This is a genomic window from Elusimicrobiota bacterium, assembly GCA_016218575.1.
Classification (GTDB): domain Bacteria; phylum Elusimicrobiota; class Elusimicrobia; order UBA1565; family UBA9628; genus JACRDN01.
On record JACRDN010000006.1, the window covers coordinates 1 to 22,237 of the forward strand.

Here is a 22,237-nt window from a genome sequence, read left to right on the forward strand (position 1 = left end):
AATATGACCAACTGGCAGGCCCAGATTCGAGTTGATTTCGAGGCGCGAGGAGGGAGCAATGCCGCAGCGCATTGTGACCGACGAGCAACGAAGAAATCGGCCGAAGATGGGCCTGCCCGGAGGGCCGGGGCACTTTTGGGCTGCGACTTCGTCCCTCGTCACTCACATACCGCTGCGGGTATGCTCGCTCCTCGATCCTCGTCTCGCTCCAAAATTGCCCCCGCCAGTTGGTCATATTATTCCATTGCGAGCCCTTACCGCCGTGATTTTGTATGATTTGCCTCTAATGCAAGAAGTTGCGATGGGAAACCACTCGCCCCCTTCGAAAGATAGAGATCGCCCCTCCCCTCCCGAAGGACTTCTGGAACTCAAGGGCATCAAGAAATCCTTCGGGGGCGCGCCCATCCTGAGAGGGATTTCCCTTTCAGTGCGCAAAGGGGAGTTCCTCACTTTCCTGGGACCCTCCGGCTGCGGAAAAACCACGACCTTGCGCATCATCGCGGGCTTCGAGCGGCCCGACGCCGGGGAAATTATCCTCTCCGGGGAGGAAGTGAGCGCCCTCCCTCCCTATCGCAGGGACGTGCACACGGTTTTCCAGCATTATGCCCTCTTCCCCCATTACAGCGTCTACGAGAACATCGCCTTTGGCCTGCGGATCAAGAATCTTGCCGAGGACGATATCCGGCGCAGATGCTCCGAGGCCCTGGCCTTGGTCAAGCTCTCCGGTTTCGAGAAGCGCCGAACCACCGAGCTTTCGGGGGGTCAAATGCAGAGAATCGCCCTCGCCCGTGCCTTGGTGGGCAGACCCTCCCTCCTCCTACTGGACGAGCCGCTCGGAGCTTTGGATCTGAAGCTCAGGAAGGAAATGCAGCTCGAGCTCAAGAGCCTCCAAAGAAAGCTTGGCCTGGCCTTCGTCTACGTTACCCACGACCAGGAGGAGGCGATGACGATCTCCGACCGCATCGCCGTCTTCAATCAAGGTCTCGTGGAGCAGGTGGGGACTCCCAGGGAGATCTATGAGCGGCCCCTCACCAGCTTCGCGGCGGATTTCATCGGCTCGGCCAACGTGATGTCCGCCGAAATCCTCTCGTCCTGCCAGGCAAGCCTGCGCCTGCGCTTGGAGGGGGAGCTCGACTTGAACCTGCCCTGCCTGGGCCCGTCCCCGGCTCCCGCGGGAGCCGGGGTCAAGATCGCCCTGCGCCCCGAGAGGATCACGATTCATTACCAAGACGACGTTCCCCTGGCCTTCGACAGAATTCGCATCAAGGGACTTCTCCGCGAAAAAGTCTACCTTGGATCCGCAAGCCAAATTTTCTTCTCGCCCTTCAGCGTCTCCGGCAAGAGTCTGCTGGCCCTTTCCATGGAAACCCGCCACCATCAAAAGCACGAGCCGGGCTCGCCGGTCTGGGCGGATGTCAGTGCCGCGGACTTCCTCTTGCTCGATGCCTGAAAAAGTCACGCGCCGGGAGTTCCTGAGAACAAGTCTCCTCGCCCTGGCTGCGCCAGGGCTCCTTGTCTCCTGCGCCAAAGAAGCCGAGAAGCGTGTCGTCAATTTCTTCAATTGGTCCAAGTACATCGGCAAGGACACTTTACCGCGCTTCCTGCGCGAGTCGGGGGTCTCGGTCAATTACGAGGAATTCGCCGACGAGGAGGAGATGACGGCCAAGCTCCGCTCCGGGGCGCGCGGCTACGATTTGATCGTGGCGGCCGACTACCAGATCCCGCGCCTCAAGGCATCCAATCTCATCGATCCCATCCCGCAGGGAGTCTTGTTCAACCAAGGAAATATCGATCCTCAATTTCGCAATACCCCTTACGATCCCGACAACGCCTACAGCGTTCCCTATCTTTGGGGCACCACCGGGATCGCCTACAACAAGAACAAGGTGCCCCAGACGCCCTCCTCATGGGAGGCGCTCTGGGATGAGAAGCAGAGCGGCAAGATCTCCATGCTCGACAACGCCAGGGACTGCATCAGCATGGCCCTCCTCCTCAAGGGCTACCCCGAGGACACGACCGACGAGAGACAACTCGAGCAGGCCAAACAGCTCCTTCTGGCGCAGAAGCCCCTCGTGCGCCAGTACAGCAGCGCCACCTACATCGACGGCTTGGTGGCGGGGGAGCTCACTCTCGCCATGGCGTGGTCTGGGGACGCCCTCCAGGCGCGCCGGGAGAATCCCCAGATCGACTACGTGATTCCAAGGGAAGGAAGCTTCATGTGGGCGGACAACCTGTGCCTGGTCCGGGGATCCCGCCACCGCGAGGACGCCCTCAAGCTCGTGGACTACCTCATCCGCAAGGACGTGGCCGCGGAGATCGCCAATACCGTGCGCTACGCCAGCCCTAACGCGGCCGCGCGACCGCTCCTGGACCCCGCCCTTCTCAAGGACCCCCGGGTGTTCCCGCTGGCCGCGGTGAAGACCCGCCTCAGGTTCCACGCCCTTCTCGATCCCGACACGACCCAGCTCTGGAACGAACTGTGGTCGGACGTCAAGGTCTCCTGATGCGGTTTCTCTCCTGGCTCATCCGCGGGAAATCCCCCAAGGCCAGCCACCTGATGCTAGCACCGGCCGCCCTTTGGCTCCTGATCTTCTTGATCCTCCCGATTATCGGGCTTCTGGCGCTGAGCTTTATCCAGCGCGGGCCCTACGGGACCTTGCTCTGGTCCTTCACCTGGGGCAATTTCTCCCGCGCCCTCAACCCCAAATACCTCCCGGTCCTCTTGAGAACCTTGGGCTACGCCTCGAGCGCGACTTTTCTCTGTCTGCTCCTGGGGTTCCCCTTGGCCTATTATCTGAGCTTCGGGGCGGGCAGGAGCCGGGGAACGCTTCTCGTCCTTCTCATGGTCCCCTTTTGGACCTCCTGTTTGGTATCGCTTTACTCCTGGATGATCATCCTGGGCCGCCAGGGTCTTCTGAATCATCTGCTCTTGAAGCTCGGGCTGGCCGAGAATCCCCTGGCGCTTCTCAACACCCCTTTCTCGGTGCTGCTGGGGCTGGTCTATTTCTATCTGCCCTTCATGGTGCTGCCCCTTTTCGGCTCGCTCGAGAAGATTCCCCGCTCCTACATCGAGGCCTCCTACGACCTCGGGGCCGGGACCTGGGCGACCTTCCGCAAGGTTACCTGGCCCCTTTGCCTGCCCGGAGTGTTCGCGGGCTGCCTCCTGACCTTCGTGCCCTGCCTGGGGGATTTCCTGACCGCGGACTTCCTGGGGGGGTCTGGCACCTATCTTCTCGGCAACCTCATCCAGAACCAATTCCTGATGGCACAGGACTGGCCCTTCGGGGCGGCCCTGACCACGGTCCTGACCTTCTGCCTCACCTGGGCCATTTTCCTTCATCAGAGGTTCGAGGGTCGCGAATTGGAGATGAGGGGATGAGGGGCAAGGCCCTCTCCGTCTACTGCGCCGCTCTCTACGGCTTGCTCTACCTGCCCTTGGCCGTGATGTTCGCCTTCTCCTTCAACAACGCGCGCCGCAACGTCGCCTGGAGGGGCTTCACCCTGAAATGGTATTCGAGCCTGTTCCAGGACGCGGAGCTCTTGACGGCGCTGGCCACCTCCCTCAAGCTGGCCCTTGCCGCAAGCCTCATCGCCTGCCTCTTGGGCCTCTTGGCCAGCTACGCGATGGCCCGCCACGCCCCCTTCAAGGGCCGGGGGCTTTACTCTTGCCTGGTGAGCGTCCCCCTCATGATGCCCGAAATAGTGATGGGAGTGGGGCTGCTCAGTTTTTTCGCGCGCCTGGGGATCGCCCTTAATTTCTGGAGCCTGGCCTGCGCCCACGCCCTCATAGCCCTGCCCTACACCACAAGCTCCATCCGGGCGCGGCTTCTCTCCCTCAAGGACTGCCGCCTAGAGGAGGCGGCCATGGACCTGGGCGCCTCGGAATGGCAAGCCTTCCTCAAGGTGACCTTGCCCCTGGCCGGGCCGGCGCTTCTCTCCGGGAGCCTGCTCGCCTTCACCGTCAGCTTCGAGGATTTCGTTACGAGCTTCTTCATCGCCGGGATCGGCATCGTGACCATGCCGGTCAAAATCTACACGATGATGAAATTCGGGGTCACCCCCGAGATCAACGCCATGGCCTCCTGCCTGGTAGGCCTGACTATCGTCCTCTTGGCCGGGAACGCAGCACTTCGGGCCTATGACAATGGACGCAGGCGGGAGATATGAGGCACTTAAGCCAAAGCCCCAGCGCGGCCAGGGCCAGGAGCGCCCCGGCGCGGCCCAAGAGATTGCCGTCCTGATTGAACTTGCTTCCCATGATGCCTCCGACGTCGCGGCGGATCTGCTCCCTCAATGCCCCGAGGGAGGGAAACTTCTTCTCATCGCGAATTTTGCGCACGAAAGACACCGTCAACTCCCGGCCGTAGAGGTCGCCCTTAAAGCCCGGGATGTGGACCTCCACCAGGATCGTGGCGCCCGACTTCACGGTAGGGCGCGCGCCCACGTTGCAGAGCGCGGCCCGGCCGCAGAGGCCCGGGCCCGAGACTCGAACTTCATAGACTCCGAGGGGAGCAAGCGCATCCTGGGTTTCAATGTTGGCCGTGGGAAATCCCAGTTTCCGCCCCAAGCCGTCGCCTGAGACCACGGTGCCGCAAAGCGGGGAAGGGATCAAACGCGGGAAGGGCGGCCCAGGGCCGCCTGAAGGCGGGGAAGGGACTTGGCCAGCATCGCCGAAAGCTCGGTGGAGCTCATGGCCTTGAGCCTCTCCAAGCCCAGGGAATCCTTGACGTCGAAGCCAGCGATGCTCTCCCGGCGCAGGCATTCAACGGTAGCCCCGCAGCCCACCTTACGGCCCAAGACCTCCGCCAATGAGCGCACGTAGGTGCCGCTCGAGCAGGACAGGCGGTGCCCGAGGAGGGGAGCCTCGTAGGAAAGAGCCTGCCAGTCATAGATACGGCTCACCCGGAGCTTGGCCGGAACGGCGACGCCCTGACGGGCGTATTTATACAAGGCCTTCCCCTTATGCTTGACCGCGGAGTAGGCCGGCGCCGGCATCTCGACCTTGCCGCAATAACCGCGCAGGAGCTCCCGCAGAGACTCAAGATCTAGATCGGGCACCGGGCGCTCCCCCACGACATGGCCCAGGCGGTCTCCTGTGTCTGTCATGATCCCGAAGCGGATGGCGCCAGAGTAAACCTTGTCCAAGCCCTGCATAGCCCCTTGGAGGCGCGTGCAGGAGCCGACGAGCAGTATGAGGAGGCCGGTCGCCAAGGGGTCCAAGGTGCCGCAATGGCCGACCTTGGTGTTGGGAGGGAGCATCCTCCGGAGAACCGCCACCGCGTCATGGGAAGTCCAATCCTGGGGCTTGTCGAAAAGGATCATTCCAGCCGGCCCCGTCATCAGCCGCCCTCCTGCTCGCCCTCGATGCGCATCAGGAGCTGGTCGATGCGCGAGGCCTTGCGGGGAGTGTCGTCGTAGAGGAACACGAAGTGGGGGATGAATTTGAGGCTGAGCCTCTTGCGTAAAACCTGCCGCAGATACGGAGCGGCCCGTTCCAAGGCGCCGGCCGTGCCGGCGCGCTGGCGCGCGCTGCCCAATACGGAATAGTAGACCGTGGCCGTCTTCATGTCGGGGCTCAGGGCGAGGTCGGTGACCGTCATGAGGCCAGAAACGCCAGGATCCTTGACGCCGCGCAAGGCCTGTATGATCTCGATCTTGAAAAGTTCCTTTAAACGCTCGCTGCGCGCAAACACAGGGCCTTAGGAGGGCTGGGTGAGCCGGCGGGTTCTGGATTCCTTGACGATGAATTCCAACTGATCGCCCTTTTGGAAGTCGGCGAAGTTGTCGAAACCCAAGCCGCACTCAAGGCCCTTCTCGACCTCCTTGACGTCGTCCTTGAAGCGCTTGAGAGAGGAAATCTTGCCCTCATGCACAACCGAGGCCCCGCGAACCACACGAGCCAGGCCCCCACGCACCACCTTGCCCTCCCGGACAAAGCAGCCGGCGATGCGGGCTCCGCCCTTGACGCTGAAAACCTCGCGGACCTCCCCCTTGCCGGCCACCACATCCACGATCTCCGGCTCCAAGAGGCCCTCAAGCGCGGCCTTCACGTCGGCGATGAGGTCGTAGATCACCTGGTAACGCCTGATCTCGACGCCCTCTCGCTGAGCCAGTTCCTGGGCCCGGGGTTCGACATCGGCATGAAAAAGAAGGGTCACGGCATCCGAAGCAGAGGCCAGGAGCACGTCCGACTCGCTCGCGTTGCCGATGCCGGAATGAATGATGCGCACCCTGCACTCCGGGCCCGTGAGGCCCTCGAGGGAGTCCTTCAAGGCTTGCAGGGAGCCCTGCACGTCGGCCTTGAGCACGATATTGAGGTCCTTGGCCGCGGGGCCGGAAACCTGGGACTTGAGTCCCACCAAGGTCATGTGGCGCTGATGGGCGAAGGACTGCTCGCGGTGGAGCAGGCGCCTCTTCTCCGCGATGTCGCGGGCCTGACGCTCATCGGAGACCACGCTGAACACGTCTCCGGCCTGAGGGGTCTCCATGAAACCCAATATCTCGACCGGGGTGGAGGGCGCAGCTGCTCCCAGACGCTTGCCAGTGTCATCAATCAAGGCTTTTATTTTTCCGTAGCAAAGGCCCGCGACGAAAGAGTCCCCAATCTTGACGCTGCCGACTTGGACCAGAAGAGTGGCCACGTTGCCGCGCTTGGGATCGAGCCTCGCCTCCAAGATCACTCCGTAGCCGGGACGATCCGGATTGGCCTTGATCTCGAGCATTTCCGCCTGCAAGGAGATCATGTCGAGAAGGACGTCGAGATGGAGCCTCTTCTTGGCCGAAACATCCACGAAAATGGTCTTTCCGCCCCATTCCTCGGACATGACCCCATGCTTGGACAGCTCCTGGCGTATGCGCTGGGGATTGGCGCCCGGCAAGTCGATCTTGTTGACAGCAACGATTATTGGCACGCTCGCGGCCTTGGCGTGATCGATGGCCTCGATCGTCTGGGGCATCACCCCGTCCGTCGCGGAAACCACCAGGATCACGATGTCAGTGACCTTGGCGCCTCTGGCTCTCATAGCCGTAAAAGCCTCGTGGCCAGGAGTGTCCAGGAAAACGATGTCGCCCTTGGGAGTCCCGACCTTGTAGGCGCCGATATGCTGGGTAATGCCCCCGGACTCGCCCTCGGCCACGCGCGTGGACCGGATCGCATCCAGGAGGCTGGTCTTGCCGTGGTCCACGTGGCCCATGATCGTGACCACCGGGGGGCGCGACTTGAGATTCTCGGGCTTCTCGGATCGAGAAGATCTGCTCTCCAGTTCCTCCTCCTTGTACATGGCCATGACCTTGAGCTCGTAGCCGAATTCCTGGGCCACGATGGCCGCGGCGTCCGTCTCCAGGCGCTGGTTGATCGTGGCGAAAATGCCCAGCGCCATCAGTTCCTTGATCAAATCGTTCGGCTTTACCTCCATTTTCTCGGCGATTTCGCGCACAGTGATCATGGAGGAAATTTCCAAGCGCTTCAAGGCGGACTTGGACTGGGCGGCCTCGGCCGCGGGTTTGGAAGACTCCTTGGGGGGCGGGGCCTTCTGCGCGGGCTTGCCTTGTGGGGCGGCAGGACGGGCTTGAGGGGGTGGCGGCCGCTGGCCGCCGCCCGGAGGCTCACCGGGGCGCGGGACGAAAGGACGCGGAGCGGGAGCCGCAGCCGGCCTCGGGAGCACCGGCGCCTGCGGTGCCGCGGGGGCCGCAGCCTGGGGCACCGCAGGCTTGGCCGGCGCTGCGGGCGTCTTCGCCTGGCCCTGTGGAAGGGGGACAGGCACCGCGGGAACGCCTTCCTTGTTCCGCGGGGGCGCCTCGGGAGCGGCGGGCTTCGGAGCCGGCGGTTTCGGGAAAGAGCTTCCCGGAGCCAGGCGCGTCACGACGGGCGCCGATGGAATGGAGCGCTTGGTCTGCCTGAAAAGGGAGAAAGCCGAAACGAGATTCTTGGAGGGCGGCGCTATGGAGCCCTCCTCCTGGACGGAACGAACCTCGGCTTCGTGCTTGCGGATGCCGAGCTTCTCTCCCGGTTTTTTGGACTTGCCCATTTTTTTAGGGGCAGCCTTGCCCGAAGTCTTCTTGGGTTCCTTTTCCTTTGTTTCCTTGGCCGGCCTCTTCTTTTTATCCACTTATATTATAATAGCATTTTAGCCTGACCTGCGTGCTTTGGCGCTGGCGATGATCTTGGCGGCCGTTTTCTCGCCGATGCCCTGCAAGGTCATGAGTTCCTCAGGCTTGCATTGGGCGAGCTTCGAGATGTCGGTAAACCCTGCCTTGACGAGGATCTCTATGGTCTTGGGCCCGACGCCCTCAAGCTCGGCCAGGACCTTGGCCGCCTCATCTTGGCCGGCCTTGGCCTCGGCGCTTCTTTGGCCCTCTGACTTGATCTCCAGTTCCCACCCGGTGAGCCGCGCCGCCAGGCGTATGTTCTGCCCATCCTTGCCGATGGCCAAGGAAAGCTGCTCATCAGAGACCAGAATCTCCGCCTTCTTGTTCTCGCCGTCGATGACGCGCACCGAGGAGACCTTGGCCGGAGCCAAGGAGTTGCTCAGGTACGTGGGCAGATCCGGGCTGTAGGCGATGAGGTCAATGCGCTCCCCGGAAAGCTCATTCATGATGCTTCTGATGCGAGACCCCCGTATCCCGACGCAGGACCCGACGGCATCCACCTTGGGATCATTGGACTTCACGGCCACCTTGGCCCGGAACCCCGGATCTCTGGCGACCTCCACGATCTCCACGATCCTATCCCCGATCTCTGGGACCTCGAGCTCGAAAAGTCTTCTTAAGAAGAGGGGGGCCGCCCGCGACAGGACGACCTGGGGGCCTCTCTGGGCCTTGTCCACGCGAAGAATCGCGGCGCGCACCCGATTGCCCACGGCGTAACGCTCGCGGCGGATCTGCTCGCGGATGGGAAGTATGGCCTCTGTCTTGCCCAAGTCCACGATGATGTTGCGCTCGAGGAAGCGGTGGACAGAACCCGTCACGATCTCTCCCTCCTTGGGTTTGAATTCCTCATAGAGATTATCCCGCTCCACTTCCCGAATCTTCTGCGTCAGGACCTGTTTCGCGGTTTGGGCGGCGATGCGGGCAAAATCCGCGGCGGGCGCCGGCAGCCTCACGTCCTCGCCCACGGCCGCGTCGCGCTTGTAGAGCTTCGCCTCGCCCAGGGAAATCTCCAGCTCGGGGTTCGCCACGGTCTCTGCCACCTTCTTGACGACGGCCGCGCGGAACTCCGCGGTCTCTGGATCGATGGAAGCCTCGACCACCGCGTCCTTACCCACGTGCTTCCTGAGGGAGCTCACCACCGCACCCTCGATCATCTTGAGGACATCGTCCTTCTTGATGCCCTTCTCGCGTTCGATCTGCTCCAAAGCCAGTATCAATTCCGATTTTGCCATAGCGTTCAACACGCTCCTACCATGAGATGTCCGCCGCATAATCGAGCCGGGTCTCCTCGATCTGGGAGAGCTCGAACTCCCGGGCCTGGCCGCCCTCCTCCATCAGGACCTTGCCTTCCTTAAAGCCCAGGAGCCGGCCCTTGAAGTTGCGCTGGCCCTTGAGGGGGGCCTTGAGCCTCAACCGTATGGTCTTTCCCAAGAAACGCTCGAAATCGCGCTCCTTCTTAAGGACGCGATCGAGCCCGGGAGAGGAGACCTCCAAGGTATAGGAGTGGCTGATGATATCGCTCGTGTCAAGGAGGCTGCCGATGCGCTCCGAAAGGTAGGCGCAATCGTCCATGGTGATGCCTCCCTCCTTGTCGAGGAAGAAGCGCAGGACCCAGCCGGAGCCTTCCTTGGCGAATTTCAAATCCACCAGCTCCACGGACTCCTGCTCCAGGAGGGGGGCGATTAATTGCTCGATTTGGCCTATTCCCATGGTTAATAAAAAAAGTGGCCCGACGGCTGCCACTTGTCATGAACAAAAATACCCAGTTAATTGTAGCAAGATTAAAGAGAGTTTGTCAAAAGAAAACCGGGTCCCGCGTGATAAAGCGGGACCCGGTTGACGGGCTCTCCCCTTTTAATTTGTTTGGATATCTCCGCTGCAGCGGTCCCGGCCATAGCGGGCGCAGGAACCGTCGGAATAGCGGCTCTCGCAATAGGGCACGCAGCGGACGTGGCGGCCGCAAATGTCCGGGCCGTAGCCGGCGCAATCGCCGTCGGAGTAGCGAGAGAGGCATTGGGGAACGCATTCCACGCCCCGTCCGCAGAAGTCCGCCCCGTAGCGCGCGCAGGAGCCGTCGGAGTATCGGTTCAAGCAACGCTTGACGCAGTTATCCTGGCCGTCGCCGTACTCGTCCAAGGTGCACAGGTAGCGCCGTCCGTCTCGGTAGTACGGGAACGAGTCGGGAACCCCGCCACGGCGGTCCCGCGACTGAAAAACCACCTTGCCCTCGACCTTGCCCAGCTCGGTCTCGAAGCCCGCGGGCTTGACCTCCGCCCTCGCCAAGCCCAGCCCGCCCCACGACGACGCACCAGCGGCCACGGCCACGACCATCGCCACTTTCCCCAGTCTCATCGCTAGCCTCCTGTGCCCGGAATGCGCTGCACTGATGTGCGGATTCTAGCGATTAGGCCCAATCCCAATATAGGCCATAAGACCTATGCACGGGAGGTCTTTAGACCTATGGTCAAATAGGCCTTTAGGCCTATTTGACCGCTCGCAGGCGGGACACAGCCTCGGCGATGGGCCAGCGCAGGGTCTCGGGAGAATTGCGCCTCTTGAACTCGACCTGGCCCTGGTCGAGGGTTTTTCGGCTCACCACCAGGCGAAAAGGGATGCCGACGAGGTCGGCGTCCTTGAACTTGACGCCGGGCTTGACGTCGCGGTCGTCCTCGAGAACCTCCAGGCCCGCGCGCTCGAGCTCGGCGACCAGGGCGTCCACGGCGGGCCGGACCCGGGCGTCGTCGGACTCGTCGATGGCGATGACGCAGGCTTGGAAAGGGGCCAAGGCTAGAGGCCATATGATCCCATCGCCGTCGTGGCCCTGCTCGATGGCGGCGGCGACCACGCGGGAAACCCCGATTCCATAGCAGCCCATGATCATGGGGTGGGGCTTCTGCTCCTTGTCGAGGTAGCAAGCCTCCAGGGCCTGGGAATACTTGGTCCCGAGCTTGAAGGTGTGCCCGACCTCTATGCCGCGGAAAAATTCCGTTGGGCCGCCGCAGCGCGGACAGGGGTCCTCGGGGCGTGCTTGGCGCAGGTCGAAAAATCCTCGCGGCTCGAAGTCCCTGCCGAGGTTGACGTTCCGAGCGTGGGTCTCCGGCTTATTGGCTCCAGTGACCCCGTTCTTGACGGACTTGACCGCGAAATCCGCGTAGATCGGCACTTGGGCGTGGCCCTGGGGGCCGGCGAAGCCCACGGGACAGCCCAAATGCTCCGCGTATTGCTCGGGAGTGGCGCGGAAAACGAGGGGCGTACCCAAGGCCGCCGCGAGTTTGGCCTCGTGGAGCTCGTGATCGCCGCGCAAGAGGGCGAGCACTGGCTTCTTGTCGGCGACGTAAAGCTGTATTTTCAGGAAGCGGGATGAGGGCTCTCCGGTGAATTTGGAAACGTCCTCCACGCTGTAAAGGCCCGGGGTCGGGAATTCCTCGATGGGCTTCAAGTCCGACCCGTCCGGCCGGGCAAACGAGTCCTTCACCTCGGCCCTCTCGAGGTTGGCGCCGTAGGAGCAGCGCGCGCACGAGACCACGGTCTCCTCGCCGGTCTCGGCCAGGACCATGAACTCATGCGAAAACGAGCCCCCGATCGCCCCGGACTGGGCCTCCACCGGCTTGAACTTGAGGCCGCAGCGGGAGAATACCCGCTGGTAGGCCTCATAAATCTTCTGGTAGTAGGCCGAGGCCTCTGCCTCGTCGGCATGGAAGGAGTATGCGTCCTTCATCAGGAACTCCCGAGCGCGCATCACTCCGAAGCGCGGCCGGATCTCGTCGCGGAACTTGAGGCCGATCTGGTAGAGCATGACCGGGAGCTGGCGCCAGGAGCGGACCTCCCGGCGCGCAAGGTCCGTGATCACCTCCTCTGCCGTGGGCGCAAAGCAAAAATCCCCATCCTTGCGGTCCTTGATCCTCAAAAGCTCCTTTCCGTAGACTCCCCAGCGCCCGGTCTCCTCCCAGAGAGACTTGGGCTGGATCACGGGAAGAGAGACCTCAAGCCCCCCGATGCCGTCCATCTCCGAGCGCACGATGGCCTCGACCTTGCGCAGAACCCGCAGGCCCAAGGGAAGCCACTCGTAAATCCCCGAGGAGAGTTTGCGGATCATTCCTGCCCGCTGCATGAGTTTGGCGGAGGCGTTGTCCGCGTCTGCCGGAGCCTCGCGCAGGGTGGCAAGGAAGTAGCGGCTGAGCTTCATCGCGCTTGGGAGGCCGGGGGCCTACCGACGGAGCGCTCGCCGCGGATGCGCAGGAAATCGTTGTAGGTGGCGAAGAGAAGAAGCGAGACCAGGAATGCGATCCCGACGCTGTTGGCTAGGTTCATGGCGTCCCTGGTGAGCTTGCGCCCGGAAAGGCCCTCCCAGAGGTACATGGCGCCGTGCCCGCCGTCGAGCAAGGGCACCGGGAGGATGTTGAAGAAGCCGATGGCCACGGAGATAAGGCCGATGAGCGATATTAAATCCTCGAGGCTCGAATGCGCGGCTTGGCTCACCATCTGGACGATGCCGACCGGACCGGCTAGGTCCGGCCTTTCCCGGCGCATGATCTTGGAGGCGATGGTCTTGACCGTGAAGAGGGTCAGAACCCAGCACTGCCGGGCGCCCTGGCGCCCCGCCTCGAAGAAGCCCACGGGACGGTACACCGGCTTCGGAGTGATGCCGATGAGGCCCTGGCCGCTGGCCTCGTCCTTCCTGGGGACGACCTTGAGCAAGCCCTCCTGCCCGCCCCGGCGGTAGCGCAGCTCAATCTCCTGATTGGGGTACTTGTGGATCGCGCCGGCCAGCTCTTCCCAACTCGAGACCGGCTGGCCGCCCACGGCCGTGACGACGTCGTCCACCTTGAGCCCGGCTCGGTCCGCGGGAAACCCTATCATCATATTCCCGATGACGGCCTGCCGACCCGGCTCTGGGACGCCGTTGACGAAGATGACCCCGGTAAACAAGACGAAGGCAAGCGCGTAATTCATGGCCGGGCCCGCCGCGACTATGGCCAGGCGCCGGTTCCACGACTGCGCGAAATACTCGTCGGGCTTACCCGAGCATGATTCCAGCTCCTCGCCGGCGGGCTTGACGAAGCCCCCCAGGGGGAACGCGCAGACGGAGAACCTCGTGCCGTTGCTGGTAATCCCCAGCAGCTCCGGCCCGAAGCCGAAGGCGAACCGCTCCACTTTCACCCCGAGCCAGCGGCAGACGAAGAAATGCCCCGACTCATGGAGGAAGATGACCACCCCGAAAGTCAGTATCACGGCCAAGGCCGATTGCAGGTGATGAATAAGGTAATGGATCATAAAGAGCGGCAAGCCTCCTGGGCCTTATGCCTGGCCCATTGATCGACCTCGACCACCTCCCCAAAGCCGGGGAGGCGCGATGTCGGAGAGTGACGAGACATCACGGTCTCGATGACGCGCGGGATGTCGGTAAATCCAATGGCCCCGGAAAGGAATGCCTCCACCGCGACCTCGTCGGCGGCATTGAGCACCGCGGGCATGGCCCCGCCGGCATTCGCCGCTTCGCGCGCCAATCCCAGACATGGGAAGCGGCGAAAATCAGGTTTGTGAAAGGACAATTTCTTGATTGCGAAGAGATTTAATGGCTCTATGACGCGCTCACCCCTCTCCGGATAGCTCATGGCGTATTGAATGGGGAGCCTCATGTCGGGAGGGGACATCTGGACCATGGTCGAGCCGTCCAAGAATTCCACGCCCGAATGGATGATGGATTGAGGGTGGATAACGATCTCGATGCGGTCCTGGGACAGGGAGAAGAGGCCCATGATCTCGATGGACTCGAAACCCTTGTTCATGAGGGTGGCGCAGTCGACAGTGATCTTCTTGCCCATTTTCCAGGTCGGGTGCCTCAAAGCCTCGGCCGGAGTCACGCGAGAGAGACCGCCCTTGCGCCGGTAGAAAGCCCCGCCGGAGGCGGTCAGGAACACGCGCCGTATCTCGTCCGTCAAAGGGCCTGCCTTGCGGGCCGAGGCATGGCCTTGCACGCACTGGAAGATGGCCGAGGGCTCGGAATCGACGGGGATGATGCGGGCCTGCCAGCGCTCTGCCTCGCGCATGAACTGCGCGCCGGCCATCACCATGGGCTCCTTGTTGGCCAAGGCCACGGTCTTGCCCGCGCGAATGGCGGAAAGAAGCGGGGCAAACCCCACTCCGCCCACCAGGCTCGTGAGCACGAGGTCTACGTCGGGATGGGCCGCCATCTCGGCCAAGCCCTCCACTCCGGGCGCAAGGCACTTGCAGGAGCCATCGAGGCCCGTCAGGGACTGGCCGGCCTTGGTGTCGAACAGGGCGACCATCTTAGGCTTGAATTTACGGGCCTGGCGGGCCAGGAGCCGGGAGTTGCTGTGCGCCGCCAGGGCCACGACCTGAAAACGCTCCGGCATGCGCTCGACGACTCTCAATGCATTGACTCCGATGGATCCCGTGGAGCCCAATATCGCTATTCTCTTCATCTGATTGCGCAACGGGTTAGTATATAAAAGCCTGCAGGCAGTAGTATACGGCCGGGGCCGTGAGCAGGAAGGAATCGAAGCGATCCATGACGCCCCCGTGTCCGGGCAGGAGGTTGCCGGAATCCTTGGCGCCCACGGCGCGCTTGATCATGGACTCGGCCAGATCCGAAAGCTGGCCTCCCGCGCCTATGATCAGGGCCAGGGCCGCGGCTTGGCCCCTGGAAAGGAGCAGGGGTTCGGCCGCCCGAAAGCAAAACACGAGAAGCGCGGCCGCGGAAAAACCCGCCGCGGCTCCGGCCCAGGTCTTCTTGGGGCTGATGCCCTCCGCGAGCTTGCGGCCGCCCCATTTCCTGCCCACGAAGTAGGCGGCGCTGTCCATAGCCCAAACGACAAGGAAAAAGAGGAAGGTGAACTTCTCCCCGTGCGGCCTCAAATCCCGAATCAAGGCGAGATGAGCCGGCATCCAGCCTAGAAGCACCGCGCCGAATATGGTCAAGGCCATCCGCTCGAGCGAACGGTCGCTGCTGAACATCTCCCGGAGGACTATCGCGGCCATGAGCCCCGAAACGGTCAGGTTGAGCGGGCCAGAGAGGATGAGGCACAAAGCCAAGGCGAGGCCCGCCAGGATCACGAAAAGCCTCTGCACGGGCTTGCGGCCGATACGCAGGATCATTCCGTACTCGTACAAGGACAGGCAGCAAACCGCCAGGACCAAGAAGGAGAAGCTCCAGCCGCCCCAATGGATCACGAAGAGGAGGAGGGGAACTCCCGCCAAGGCCGTCAAGACGCGGGGAAGAAGCATGCCCTACTACAGGCCTCCGAAGCGCCTTCGCCGGCCCTGGAAGTCGAGCAGGGCCTCGACCAGGTTCTGGCGCCGGAAATCCGGCCAAAACACCGGAGTCACGTACAGCTCCGCGTAGGCGATCTGCCAGAGGAGGAAGTTGGAAACCCGCATTTCACCGGAGGTGCGGATGAGGAGATCCGGTTCCGGCAGGTCCCCGGTGTAGAGAGCCGCCGAAATATCCTCCTCTCGGACCTTTTTGGCCCCAGATTCCCAGAGGCGGTTGACCGCGTCCACGATCTCCTGCCGGCCGCCGTAATTCAAGGCTATGTTCAAGCGCAGGCCGGAATTCTTTGACAGGCGCTCTGTAGAGCGCTCAAGCTCCTCCCGGACCGCGACGGGCAGTCTCTCGAGTCTGCCGATCGCCCTCAATCGGATATTGTTCTTCTCGAGCTCCAAAGTCTCATGGCGTAGCGCGTGGGAAAGAAGCTTCATGAGCTCCGACACTTCTTGGGCGGGCCTCAGCCAATTTTCCGTCGAGAAGGCGTAAAGAGTGAGGGCCTCTATGCCGAATTCGGCGCAGGCCCGCACGATTTCGCGCACGGAGTCGACTCCTTTCTTATGTCCGGCCAATCGAGGCAACCCCCGAGATTTGGCCCAGCGCCCGTTGCCGTCCATGATGATAGCGATATGGCGGGGGAGCTTCTTGGGATCCAGCACTTATTTGGTGGCGAGGGCCTTAGATGGTGGTGATCTCTTTCTCTTTCTGGACGACCTGCTCGTCGATCTGATTCACGTAGCCGTCAGTGATCTTCTGGATGCGAGTTTCCAAGCCCTTGACGTCGTCCTGGGTGAGCTCCTTGGCCTTCTCGGCCTGCTTGATCTTGGAAAGGGCGTCATGGCGCTCGTTGCGCACGGCCACACGGAATTCCTCGCCCATGCGCTTGACCACCTTGACCATGTCCTTGCGGCGCTCCTCGGTCATGGCGGGCAGGCTTAGGCGGATGAGCTTGCCGTCGTTCTGGGGCTGGGCCCCCAGGTCGGCCTTCTGGAGGGCCTTTTCCAAATCAGGAAGGACCGCGGGGTCCCAGGGTCGGATCTCTAGAACGCGCGCCTCAGGCACGGAAACCGCGGCCACTTGCTTTAAGGGCACCACCTGACCGTAATATTCGATCTTGACGGACTCCAAAATGAGGGGATTGGCGCGGCCCGTGCGGAGCACGGAATACTCCTTGGCGAGCTTGGACACTTTTTCCTGCATCTGGCTTTCCATCCGGCTCAAGACCGCGTTGACGCCTTCAGTGATCGGCATAAGGTTCACTCCGTGATCAAAGTCCCGACCTTTTGTCCCGCCACCGCGCGCGAAATGTTCCCCGCCACGCTCAGGTTGAAGACGCGAACCGGCATGCGGTTCTCCATGCAGAGGGTCAGAGCCGTGGTGTCCATGACCCTCAGACGGTTGCGGATCGAATCCATGAAGCGGACATGCTCCAGCTTCTTGGCCTTCTTGTTGACGCGTGGGTCGTCCGTGTAAACGCCGTCGACCTTGGTGGCCTTGAGCAAGACCTCCGCCTCTATCTCCACGGCGCGCAGGGCCGCGGCAGTGTCCGTGGTGAAATAGGGGTTTCCAGTACCGCCCGCAAAGATAACAACCCTATCCTTCTCGAGGTGACGTATGGCCCGCCGGCGGATGTAGGGCTCGGCGAGCTTGGAAATCTCAATGGCGGTTTGGACCCGGGTGGGAACGCCCAGATGCTCGAGGGCATCCTGCAGGGCCAGGGCGTTGATAATGGTGGCAAGCATCCCCATGTAGTCGGCGGTCACTCGGCCGATGGCTTCACCGCGATCTGAGGCGCCCCGCCATATGTTGCCGGCACCCACCACCACTCCCATCTGCACTCCTCGGTCGTGGGCGAGCTTGATCTCCTTGGCAATCCTGGCCAAGGCCCCGGAATTGATGCCGTGGCCGGATTCCCCGCAAAGAGACTCTCCTGACAGCTTGAGCAGGACCCTTCTGGAATCCATTATTCGCCGAGCTGATAGCGCGCAAAGCGCGTCACGGCCACCGGGCCTCCGAGCTTGGAGCCGGCGTCCTTGATGAGCGAAGCCACGGGGGTCTTATTGTCCCGTACGCTCACCTGCTCGAGAAGGCAGAAGGACTGGTAGAAAAGCTTATTGATCTTTCCCTCGATGATTTTCGGAATCGAGGCCTCTGGCTTGCCCTCCTTGCGCAGGAGCTCGGTATATATCTCCTTCTCCCGCTCCACGTCCGCGGCGGGGACGTCCTCGCGCCTGAGATAGCGGGGGGAAAAACCGACGATCTGCAGCAAGAGCTCTTTGGCGAGCTCCGCGAGAGCTTCCGGATTGGCGGGGGTCGGGGGACAGGAAAGCTGGACCAAGGCGCCTTTTTTCCCGCCGAGATGGATGTAGCCGGAGATAAGGCCCGCGCCCTCGAGCTCCAGGCGCTCCAAGCGCCTGAGGACGATGTTCTCTCCCAGCTTCTCGAAAGCCGGCTGGATCAGGGGTTGGGCCTGCTCTGAGCTCCTGATTTCGCCCGCGGCGGCCTTCCGGGCCAGATCAGAGGCGAGCTTGCCGAACTCGGGGGTGCGGGCCACGAAATCGGTCTCGCTGTTGAGCTCGATGATGGCTCCGGCCTTGCCCACGACGGAGTAGGCCACCAGGCCCTCCTTGGTGACCCGAGCCGACTTCTTGGCCGCGTCGGCCAAGCCCTTCTTGCGCAAGGCCACGAGGGCGTCCTCGAACTTGCCATTGGACTCCACCAGGGCCTTTTTGCAGTCCATGATGCCAGCCCCCGTTTTTTCGCGTAAATCCACGATCAATCGGTTCATGTCGGCCATCTCAAGCTCCCGGAGCAGGTTCCACGGGAGCGGCATCCTCGGAAACCACAGCCTCCTGTGACGCGAGCATGGCCTGCTCCGCCTGCTGCACTCCAGCACTCTTCTGCGCCTCGTGCGCGGCCTTGCCCTCGGCCACGGCGCTGGCGATGATGCCGCAGAAGAGCTTGATGGACCTGGCGGCATCGTCATTGCCGGGGATGGGATGATCGATGAGATCCGGGTCGCAGTCCGTGTCGCAGACGGCCACGATGGGGATCTTGAGGCGCCGGGCCTCTGCCACGGCCAGATCCTCTTCCACGGGGTCGATGACGAAAAGGATCTGGGGCAGTTTGTCCATGTGCCGGATGCCGGCAAGAACCTTCTTGAGCCTAGCCATCTCCTTGCTCAAGCGAGCCACTTCCTTCTTCGAGAGAATATTGAACACGCCCTCGTTCTGCCATTTCTCGAGCTCCTCGAGCCTGGCCACCGACTTGCGCAGGGTGGAGAAATTGGTGAGAGTCCCTCCCAGCCATTTGTCGCAGACGTAGGAGGCGCCGCAGCGCTCCGCCTCGGCCCTGAGTATTTCCTGGGCCTGCTTCTTGGTTCCCACAAACAGGAAAGCCTTGCCCAGCGCCGCCTGATCCTTGACGAAAGCGTAAACTTTCTTGATCTCCTTGACCGTCTTTTGGAGGTCAATGATGTGTATGCTGTTGCGCTCGCCAAAAATGAATTTTCCCATCTTCGGGTTCCAGCGGCGGGTCTGATGCCCGAAATGGACCCCGGCTTCCAGCATGGCCTTCATGGATACGTTGATCATTCGATGCGCTTCTCCTTCCTTTTATAGGATATTACTTTATCTTTTTATTGTACCAAATTCGCCATTGAGATTCAAAGGAGGCCATGGCGCGCAGTCCCTCGCCGGCGCCCAAGGGTGAAACTCCCAAGGCCCTCTGCAGCTTGTCCGTCTTCAGGGAGGAAAACGGGGGACGCCTGGCCGCGAGCGACAAGGACCGGCTCGGGACGGGGCGCACAAGGCCGGCCTCGAGGCCGAAGGTCCGCGCCGCCGCCACGGCAAAATCGTAGCGCGACAGGCATTCACTCCCGACCAAGTGGAAAAGCCCGCTCTCGCCCTTGAGCACCAGATCCACGGCCAGCTCGGCCAGATTCTCCGCGTAGGTGGGGTTGGAGCGGATATCCGCGGCCACTGGCAGGCTCTGCCCCGCTCCCAGCTTCTCCCTTATTTGGAGCACGAAATTCTTGGGCAGCCAATGCCAGCCGTAAGCGGCCGAAATCCGCAGCACAAGATGACCGCCGGCCTCCTTGAGCATCTCCTCCTCGACCGCGGCCTTCTGCCGGCCGTACTCGTTGATGGGGCTGACGGAATCCTTCTCGGCGTAAGGTCCCCGGAGACCGTCGAAGACGTAGTCTGAGGAAAAAAAGACCATTTTGCATCCATGCCGGCGGCAGCACCGGAGGACATTAAGACTTCCATCTATATTCACCCTGCGAGTCTCCTCCGGGTGAGACTCGCAATAATCCACGTGGGGATTGGCCGCGGGAAGGAAAACGGCGTCGGGTCGGAGCTCGGCCAGGATTCTCTCCACCGAGGACGCGTCCGTGATGTCCAAAGGAAGGCAGTTCTCGAACGACTGAGCAAGCGAGGTGCCGGCCGCGCCGGGAACGGCGCGCTTCTCCCAGGCCCGGAGCAACGCCTGGCCGACGAGGCCGGTGGCGCCTATAACGAGGATGCGGGGCTTTTTTTTCATTCGGGAAGGAGCGCTATTATAACAAATACTCTCCTGCGCTCAAGGCCCTCGAAATATTTTCTTGACAATGAGGATGCATTTTCCTAACCTTAGGTCCTTTGGGACCCATGGCGTGGGCCTTATGGCCCATGCGAGCGTTGCAGGAGGTGTTATAATTACGAGGCCTATGGCAAAACGAACCGTCTGCAAACTCCTTACCTTCGCGGCCCTGGCGTTTCTCTGCCGAGCGGCGGACGCTCAAGCTCCTCTGGAATCCGCCTCCTTGGGCGCCAAGGAACGTTCTCCTCTGATTTTGGCCGCGGCGCAAACCGTGGGCCTCGACTACATGCAGCTGCGCCATTACTACGACGCGGCGGCCGTGCGCCACCAGCAGGCCGCTCCCGCTCCCGCTCCACGGGCATTCGCGGCCCCCGCGGGCTTCGACCCCGCGAAGCTTCCCAGCCAGCCCAGGAAGCGCTGGGCGCCCATCGTGGTGCCGCCGCCTCCGCACCAGGACAAGGCCTACCGGCGCACTTTCATGCGCCTTCTGGGCCATCCGGAAAAAACCGACCGTTTTGACGCGATCATCCTCAAGCACGCCCAAGCCTACCACCTGGATCCCCGGCTCCTCAAGGCCATCATCGCCGCCGAGTCCGAGTTCTTCTTCGGCGCGCGATCCCCGCGAGGCGCGCGCGGCCTCATGCAGGTGATGCCTAGAACGGCCAAGGAAATGGGCGTGTCCCAGGACAGATTGACCGACCCGGAATTCAACATCAAGGCCGGTGCCCGCTATCTGGCCCACCTCTTCCAACGCGCCTGGCGCCGCTACAAGCTCAAGGGCGTGCGCTTTCAGAACGCGCCTGTGTGGCTCAAGGCCCGGATCGTTGCCGCCTACAACGCTGGCCCGAAGTTCCTCTATAGGGATCGCTGGTACCGCCAGACCCGGGATTACGTGCGCAAGGTGCAGATGTTCTACCGCTCCAGGGTCACGGACTTCCTGCGCTCGACCCGGTCCATGCAGCAATACGCGGCCATCCCGGTCAGTTCCTCCACCGGCACTTTGCAATAGACGACGGCCTTGCCGATGAAGCGGGCCCTCATCACCGGAGTCACGGGCCAGGATGGCGCCTATCTTGCCGAGCTCCTGCTCGGCAAGGGCTATGAGGTCCACGGCATCAAGCGCCGCGCCTCCCTTTTTAACACCGACCGCATCGACCATTTCTTCCAGGACCCCCACGAGAGGCCCCTGCGCTTCATCCTCCACTATGGAGACATGACCGACTCCACGAGCCTCATCCGAGTCATCCAGCAGGTCCAACCAGATGAGATCTATAATTTGGCCGCCCAAAGCCACGTGGCGGTGAGCTTCGAGGAGCCGGAATACACGGCCAACGCCGACGCCCTGGGGGCCTTGCGCGTGCTCGAGGCCATCCGCATCCTGGGCCTCAAGCATAAGACCCGCTTCTACCAGGCGTCGACCTCGGAACTCTTCGGCAACGCCCCCGGGCCCCAAAGCGAGCGCACCCCCTTCCATCCCCGATCGCCCTACGGGGTCGCCAAGCTCTACGCCTACTGGATCACCGTCAACTACCGGGAGGCCTACGGGCTATACGCCTGCAACGGCATCCTCTTCAACCACGAGTCCCCGGTGCGGGGGGAAACCTTCGTCACGAGAAAAATCACCCGGGGCCTGGCCCGCATCAAACTCGGCCTGCAGGAGAAGCTCTATCTTGGAAATCTCGACGCCAAGCGCGACTGGGGCCACGCCCGGGATTACGTGGAGATGCAGTTCCTGATGCTCCAGCAGAAGGAGCCCCAGGACTTCGTCATCGCCACGGGTCTGCAGCACTCGGTGCGTCAATTCGTCGAGGCCGCAGCCAAGGAATTGGGCTTGTCCCTCTCCTGGAGGGGCAAGGGGCTCAAGGAGCGCGGGGTTCTCTCGGGCTCTGGAAAGGAAATCGTTTCGATCGACCCCCGCTACTTCCGCCCGACCGAGGTCAACGCTCTGTGGGGCGACGCCGCCAAGGCCCGCCGGCTCCTGGGCTGGAAGCCGCGCGCGACCTTCAAGGAGCTGGTCGCGGAAATGGTCCGCACCGACCTCTCCCTGGCCCGCTTCGACGCCCTGCGCCGCAAGCGGGGCCTTTCCTCCCTCCGCCAGGAAGATTACCACTAGAAGTTATCCACAGAAACTTCCCGCGAAGTTTTGGTGGATAAGTCTAGGTCTTATGGGCTATGCGCCCTTGGGCCCAAAGACCCTGCCCCTGTCGAACCTCCGGGGAA

General features: G+C 62.3%; 23 protein-coding genes. 6 read left to right on the plus strand and 17 right to left on the minus strand.

The features are described from left to right. The first annotated feature begins 301 nt into the window (after positions 1-301). From HY921_01420 to HY921_01435, 4 genes are read left to right on the plus strand one after another with little or no spacing between them, the layout of a single operon-like run. Positions 302-1,450 carry an ABC transporter ATP-binding protein gene (locus HY921_01420; protein ID MBI5629522.1) on the plus strand — a complete coding sequence of 383 codons (1,149 nt, stop codon included), beginning with the start codon at positions 302-304 and terminating at the stop codon, positions 1,448-1,450. Continuing rightward, positions 1,443-2,504, plus strand: a complete 1,062-nt coding sequence (locus tag HY921_01425) for a spermidine/putrescine ABC transporter substrate-binding protein (protein ID MBI5629523.1) — start codon at positions 1,443-1,445, stop codon at positions 2,502-2,504. Before HY921_01420 ends, HY921_01425 begins: the two co-directional genes overlap by 8 nt. Then, positions 2,504-3,379, plus strand: coding sequence for an ABC transporter permease (locus HY921_01430; GenBank protein ID MBI5629524.1), 876 nt, complete (start codon positions 2,504-2,506; stop codon positions 3,377-3,379). The genes HY921_01425 and HY921_01430 overlap by 1 nt, the downstream gene beginning before the upstream one ends. Continuing rightward, positions 3,376-4,167: an ABC transporter permease gene (locus tag HY921_01435; protein ID MBI5629525.1), complete on the plus strand. Its 792-nt coding sequence runs from the start codon at positions 3,376-3,378 to the stop codon at positions 4,165-4,167. The genes HY921_01430 and HY921_01435 overlap by 4 nt, the downstream gene beginning before the upstream one ends. Here the strand turns inward: HY921_01435 and HY921_01440 are convergent. From HY921_01440 to HY921_01520, 17 genes are all read right to left on the minus strand, one after another. Continuing rightward, the gene (locus HY921_01440) at positions 4,100-4,612 is read right to left on the minus strand and encodes a riboflavin kinase (protein MBI5629526.1); all 513 of its coding nucleotides are present in this window, start codon (positions 4,610-4,612) and stop codon (positions 4,100-4,102) included. The two genes, HY921_01435 and HY921_01440, sit on opposite strands and share 68 nt — an antisense overlap. Continuing rightward, positions 4,609-5,340: a tRNA pseudouridine(55) synthase TruB gene (gene truB, locus HY921_01445; protein MBI5629527.1), complete on the minus strand. Its 732-nt coding sequence runs from the start codon at positions 5,338-5,340 to the stop codon at positions 4,609-4,611. The genes HY921_01440 and truB overlap by 4 nt, the downstream gene beginning before the upstream one ends. Further along, complete coding sequence (gene rbfA / locus HY921_01450; GenBank protein ID MBI5629528.1) at positions 5,340-5,693, minus strand: 30S ribosome-binding factor RbfA; 354 nt, start codon at positions 5,691-5,693, stop codon at positions 5,340-5,342. Before rbfA ends, truB begins: the two co-directional genes overlap by 1 nt. A gap of 6 nt (positions 5,694-5,699) precedes the next feature. Continuing rightward, positions 5,700-8,108: a translation initiation factor IF-2 gene (infB, locus tag HY921_01455; GenBank protein ID MBI5629529.1), complete on the minus strand. Its 2,409-nt coding sequence runs from the start codon at positions 8,106-8,108 to the stop codon at positions 5,700-5,702. 18 nt (positions 8,109-8,126) lie between these two features. After that, complete coding sequence (gene nusA / locus HY921_01460) at positions 8,127-9,380, minus strand: transcription termination/antitermination protein NusA (protein MBI5629530.1); 1,254 nt, start codon at positions 9,378-9,380, stop codon at positions 8,127-8,129. A gap of 16 nt (positions 9,381-9,396) precedes the next feature. Continuing rightward, complete coding sequence (locus tag HY921_01465; protein ID MBI5629531.1) at positions 9,397-9,852, minus strand: ribosome maturation factor RimP; 456 nt, start codon at positions 9,850-9,852, stop codon at positions 9,397-9,399. Positions 9,853-10,002: 150 nt separating this feature from the next. Beyond that, a complete protein-coding gene (locus HY921_01470; protein ID MBI5629532.1) occupies positions 10,003-10,500 on the minus strand; it encodes a hypothetical protein in 498 nt (165 codons plus the stop codon). Positions 10,501-10,630: 130 nt separating this feature from the next. Continuing rightward, entirely contained in the window at positions 10,631-12,334 is a 1,704-nt protein-coding gene (locus tag HY921_01475; GenBank protein ID MBI5629533.1) for a proline--tRNA ligase, read from the minus strand. After that, entirely contained in the window at positions 12,331-13,422 is a 1,092-nt protein-coding gene (locus tag HY921_01480) for a site-2 protease family protein (protein ID MBI5629534.1), read from the minus strand. Before HY921_01480 ends, HY921_01475 begins: the two co-directional genes overlap by 4 nt. Beyond that, entirely contained in the window at positions 13,419-14,594 is a 1,176-nt protein-coding gene (locus tag HY921_01485) for a 1-deoxy-D-xylulose-5-phosphate reductoisomerase (protein MBI5629535.1), read from the minus strand. The genes HY921_01480 and HY921_01485 overlap by 4 nt, the downstream gene beginning before the upstream one ends. A gap of 16 nt (positions 14,595-14,610) precedes the next feature. Further along, complete coding sequence (locus HY921_01490) at positions 14,611-15,396, minus strand: phosphatidate cytidylyltransferase (protein ID MBI5629536.1); 786 nt, start codon at positions 15,394-15,396, stop codon at positions 14,611-14,613. A 6-nt stretch (positions 15,397-15,402) separates the two neighbouring features. Continuing rightward, positions 15,403-16,053 (minus strand): di-trans,poly-cis-decaprenylcistransferase, encoded by a 651-nt coding sequence (gene uppS / locus HY921_01495; GenBank protein ID MBI5629537.1) that lies wholly within the window; start codon positions 16,051-16,053, stop codon positions 15,403-15,405. 61 nt (positions 16,054-16,114) lie between these two features. Beyond that, positions 16,115-16,687 (minus strand): ribosome recycling factor, encoded by a 573-nt coding sequence (gene frr / locus HY921_01500; protein ID MBI5629538.1) that lies wholly within the window; start codon positions 16,685-16,687, stop codon positions 16,115-16,117. 5 nt (positions 16,688-16,692) lie between these two features. After that, entirely contained in the window at positions 16,693-17,400 is a 708-nt protein-coding gene (locus HY921_01505) for a UMP kinase (protein ID MBI5629539.1), read from the minus strand. After that, positions 17,400-18,269: a translation elongation factor Ts gene (tsf, locus tag HY921_01510; protein ID MBI5629540.1), complete on the minus strand. Its 870-nt coding sequence runs from the start codon at positions 18,267-18,269 to the stop codon at positions 17,400-17,402. The genes HY921_01505 and tsf overlap by 1 nt, the downstream gene beginning before the upstream one ends. Beyond that, the gene (rpsB, locus tag HY921_01515; protein MBI5629541.1) at positions 18,235-19,029 is read right to left on the minus strand and encodes a 30S ribosomal protein S2; all 795 of its coding nucleotides are present in this window, start codon (positions 19,027-19,029) and stop codon (positions 18,235-18,237) included. The genes tsf and rpsB overlap by 35 nt, the downstream gene beginning before the upstream one ends. Before the next feature lie 31 nt (positions 19,030-19,060). After that, a complete protein-coding gene (locus HY921_01520) occupies positions 19,061-19,978 on the minus strand; it encodes an SDR family oxidoreductase (protein MBI5629542.1) in 918 nt (305 codons plus the stop codon). A gap of 166 nt (positions 19,979-20,144) precedes the next feature. Here HY921_01520 and HY921_01525 point away from each other — a divergent pair, with 166 nt between their 5' ends. After that, positions 20,145-21,026, plus strand: a complete 882-nt coding sequence (locus HY921_01525; GenBank protein ID MBI5629543.1) for a transglycosylase SLT domain-containing protein — start codon at positions 20,145-20,147, stop codon at positions 21,024-21,026. A gap of 15 nt (positions 21,027-21,041) precedes the next feature. Continuing rightward, positions 21,042-22,130 carry a GDP-mannose 4,6-dehydratase gene (gmd, locus tag HY921_01530; protein MBI5629544.1) on the plus strand — a complete coding sequence of 363 codons (1,089 nt, stop codon included), beginning with the start codon at positions 21,042-21,044 and terminating at the stop codon, positions 22,128-22,130. Positions 22,131-22,237: the final 107 nt, after the last annotated feature.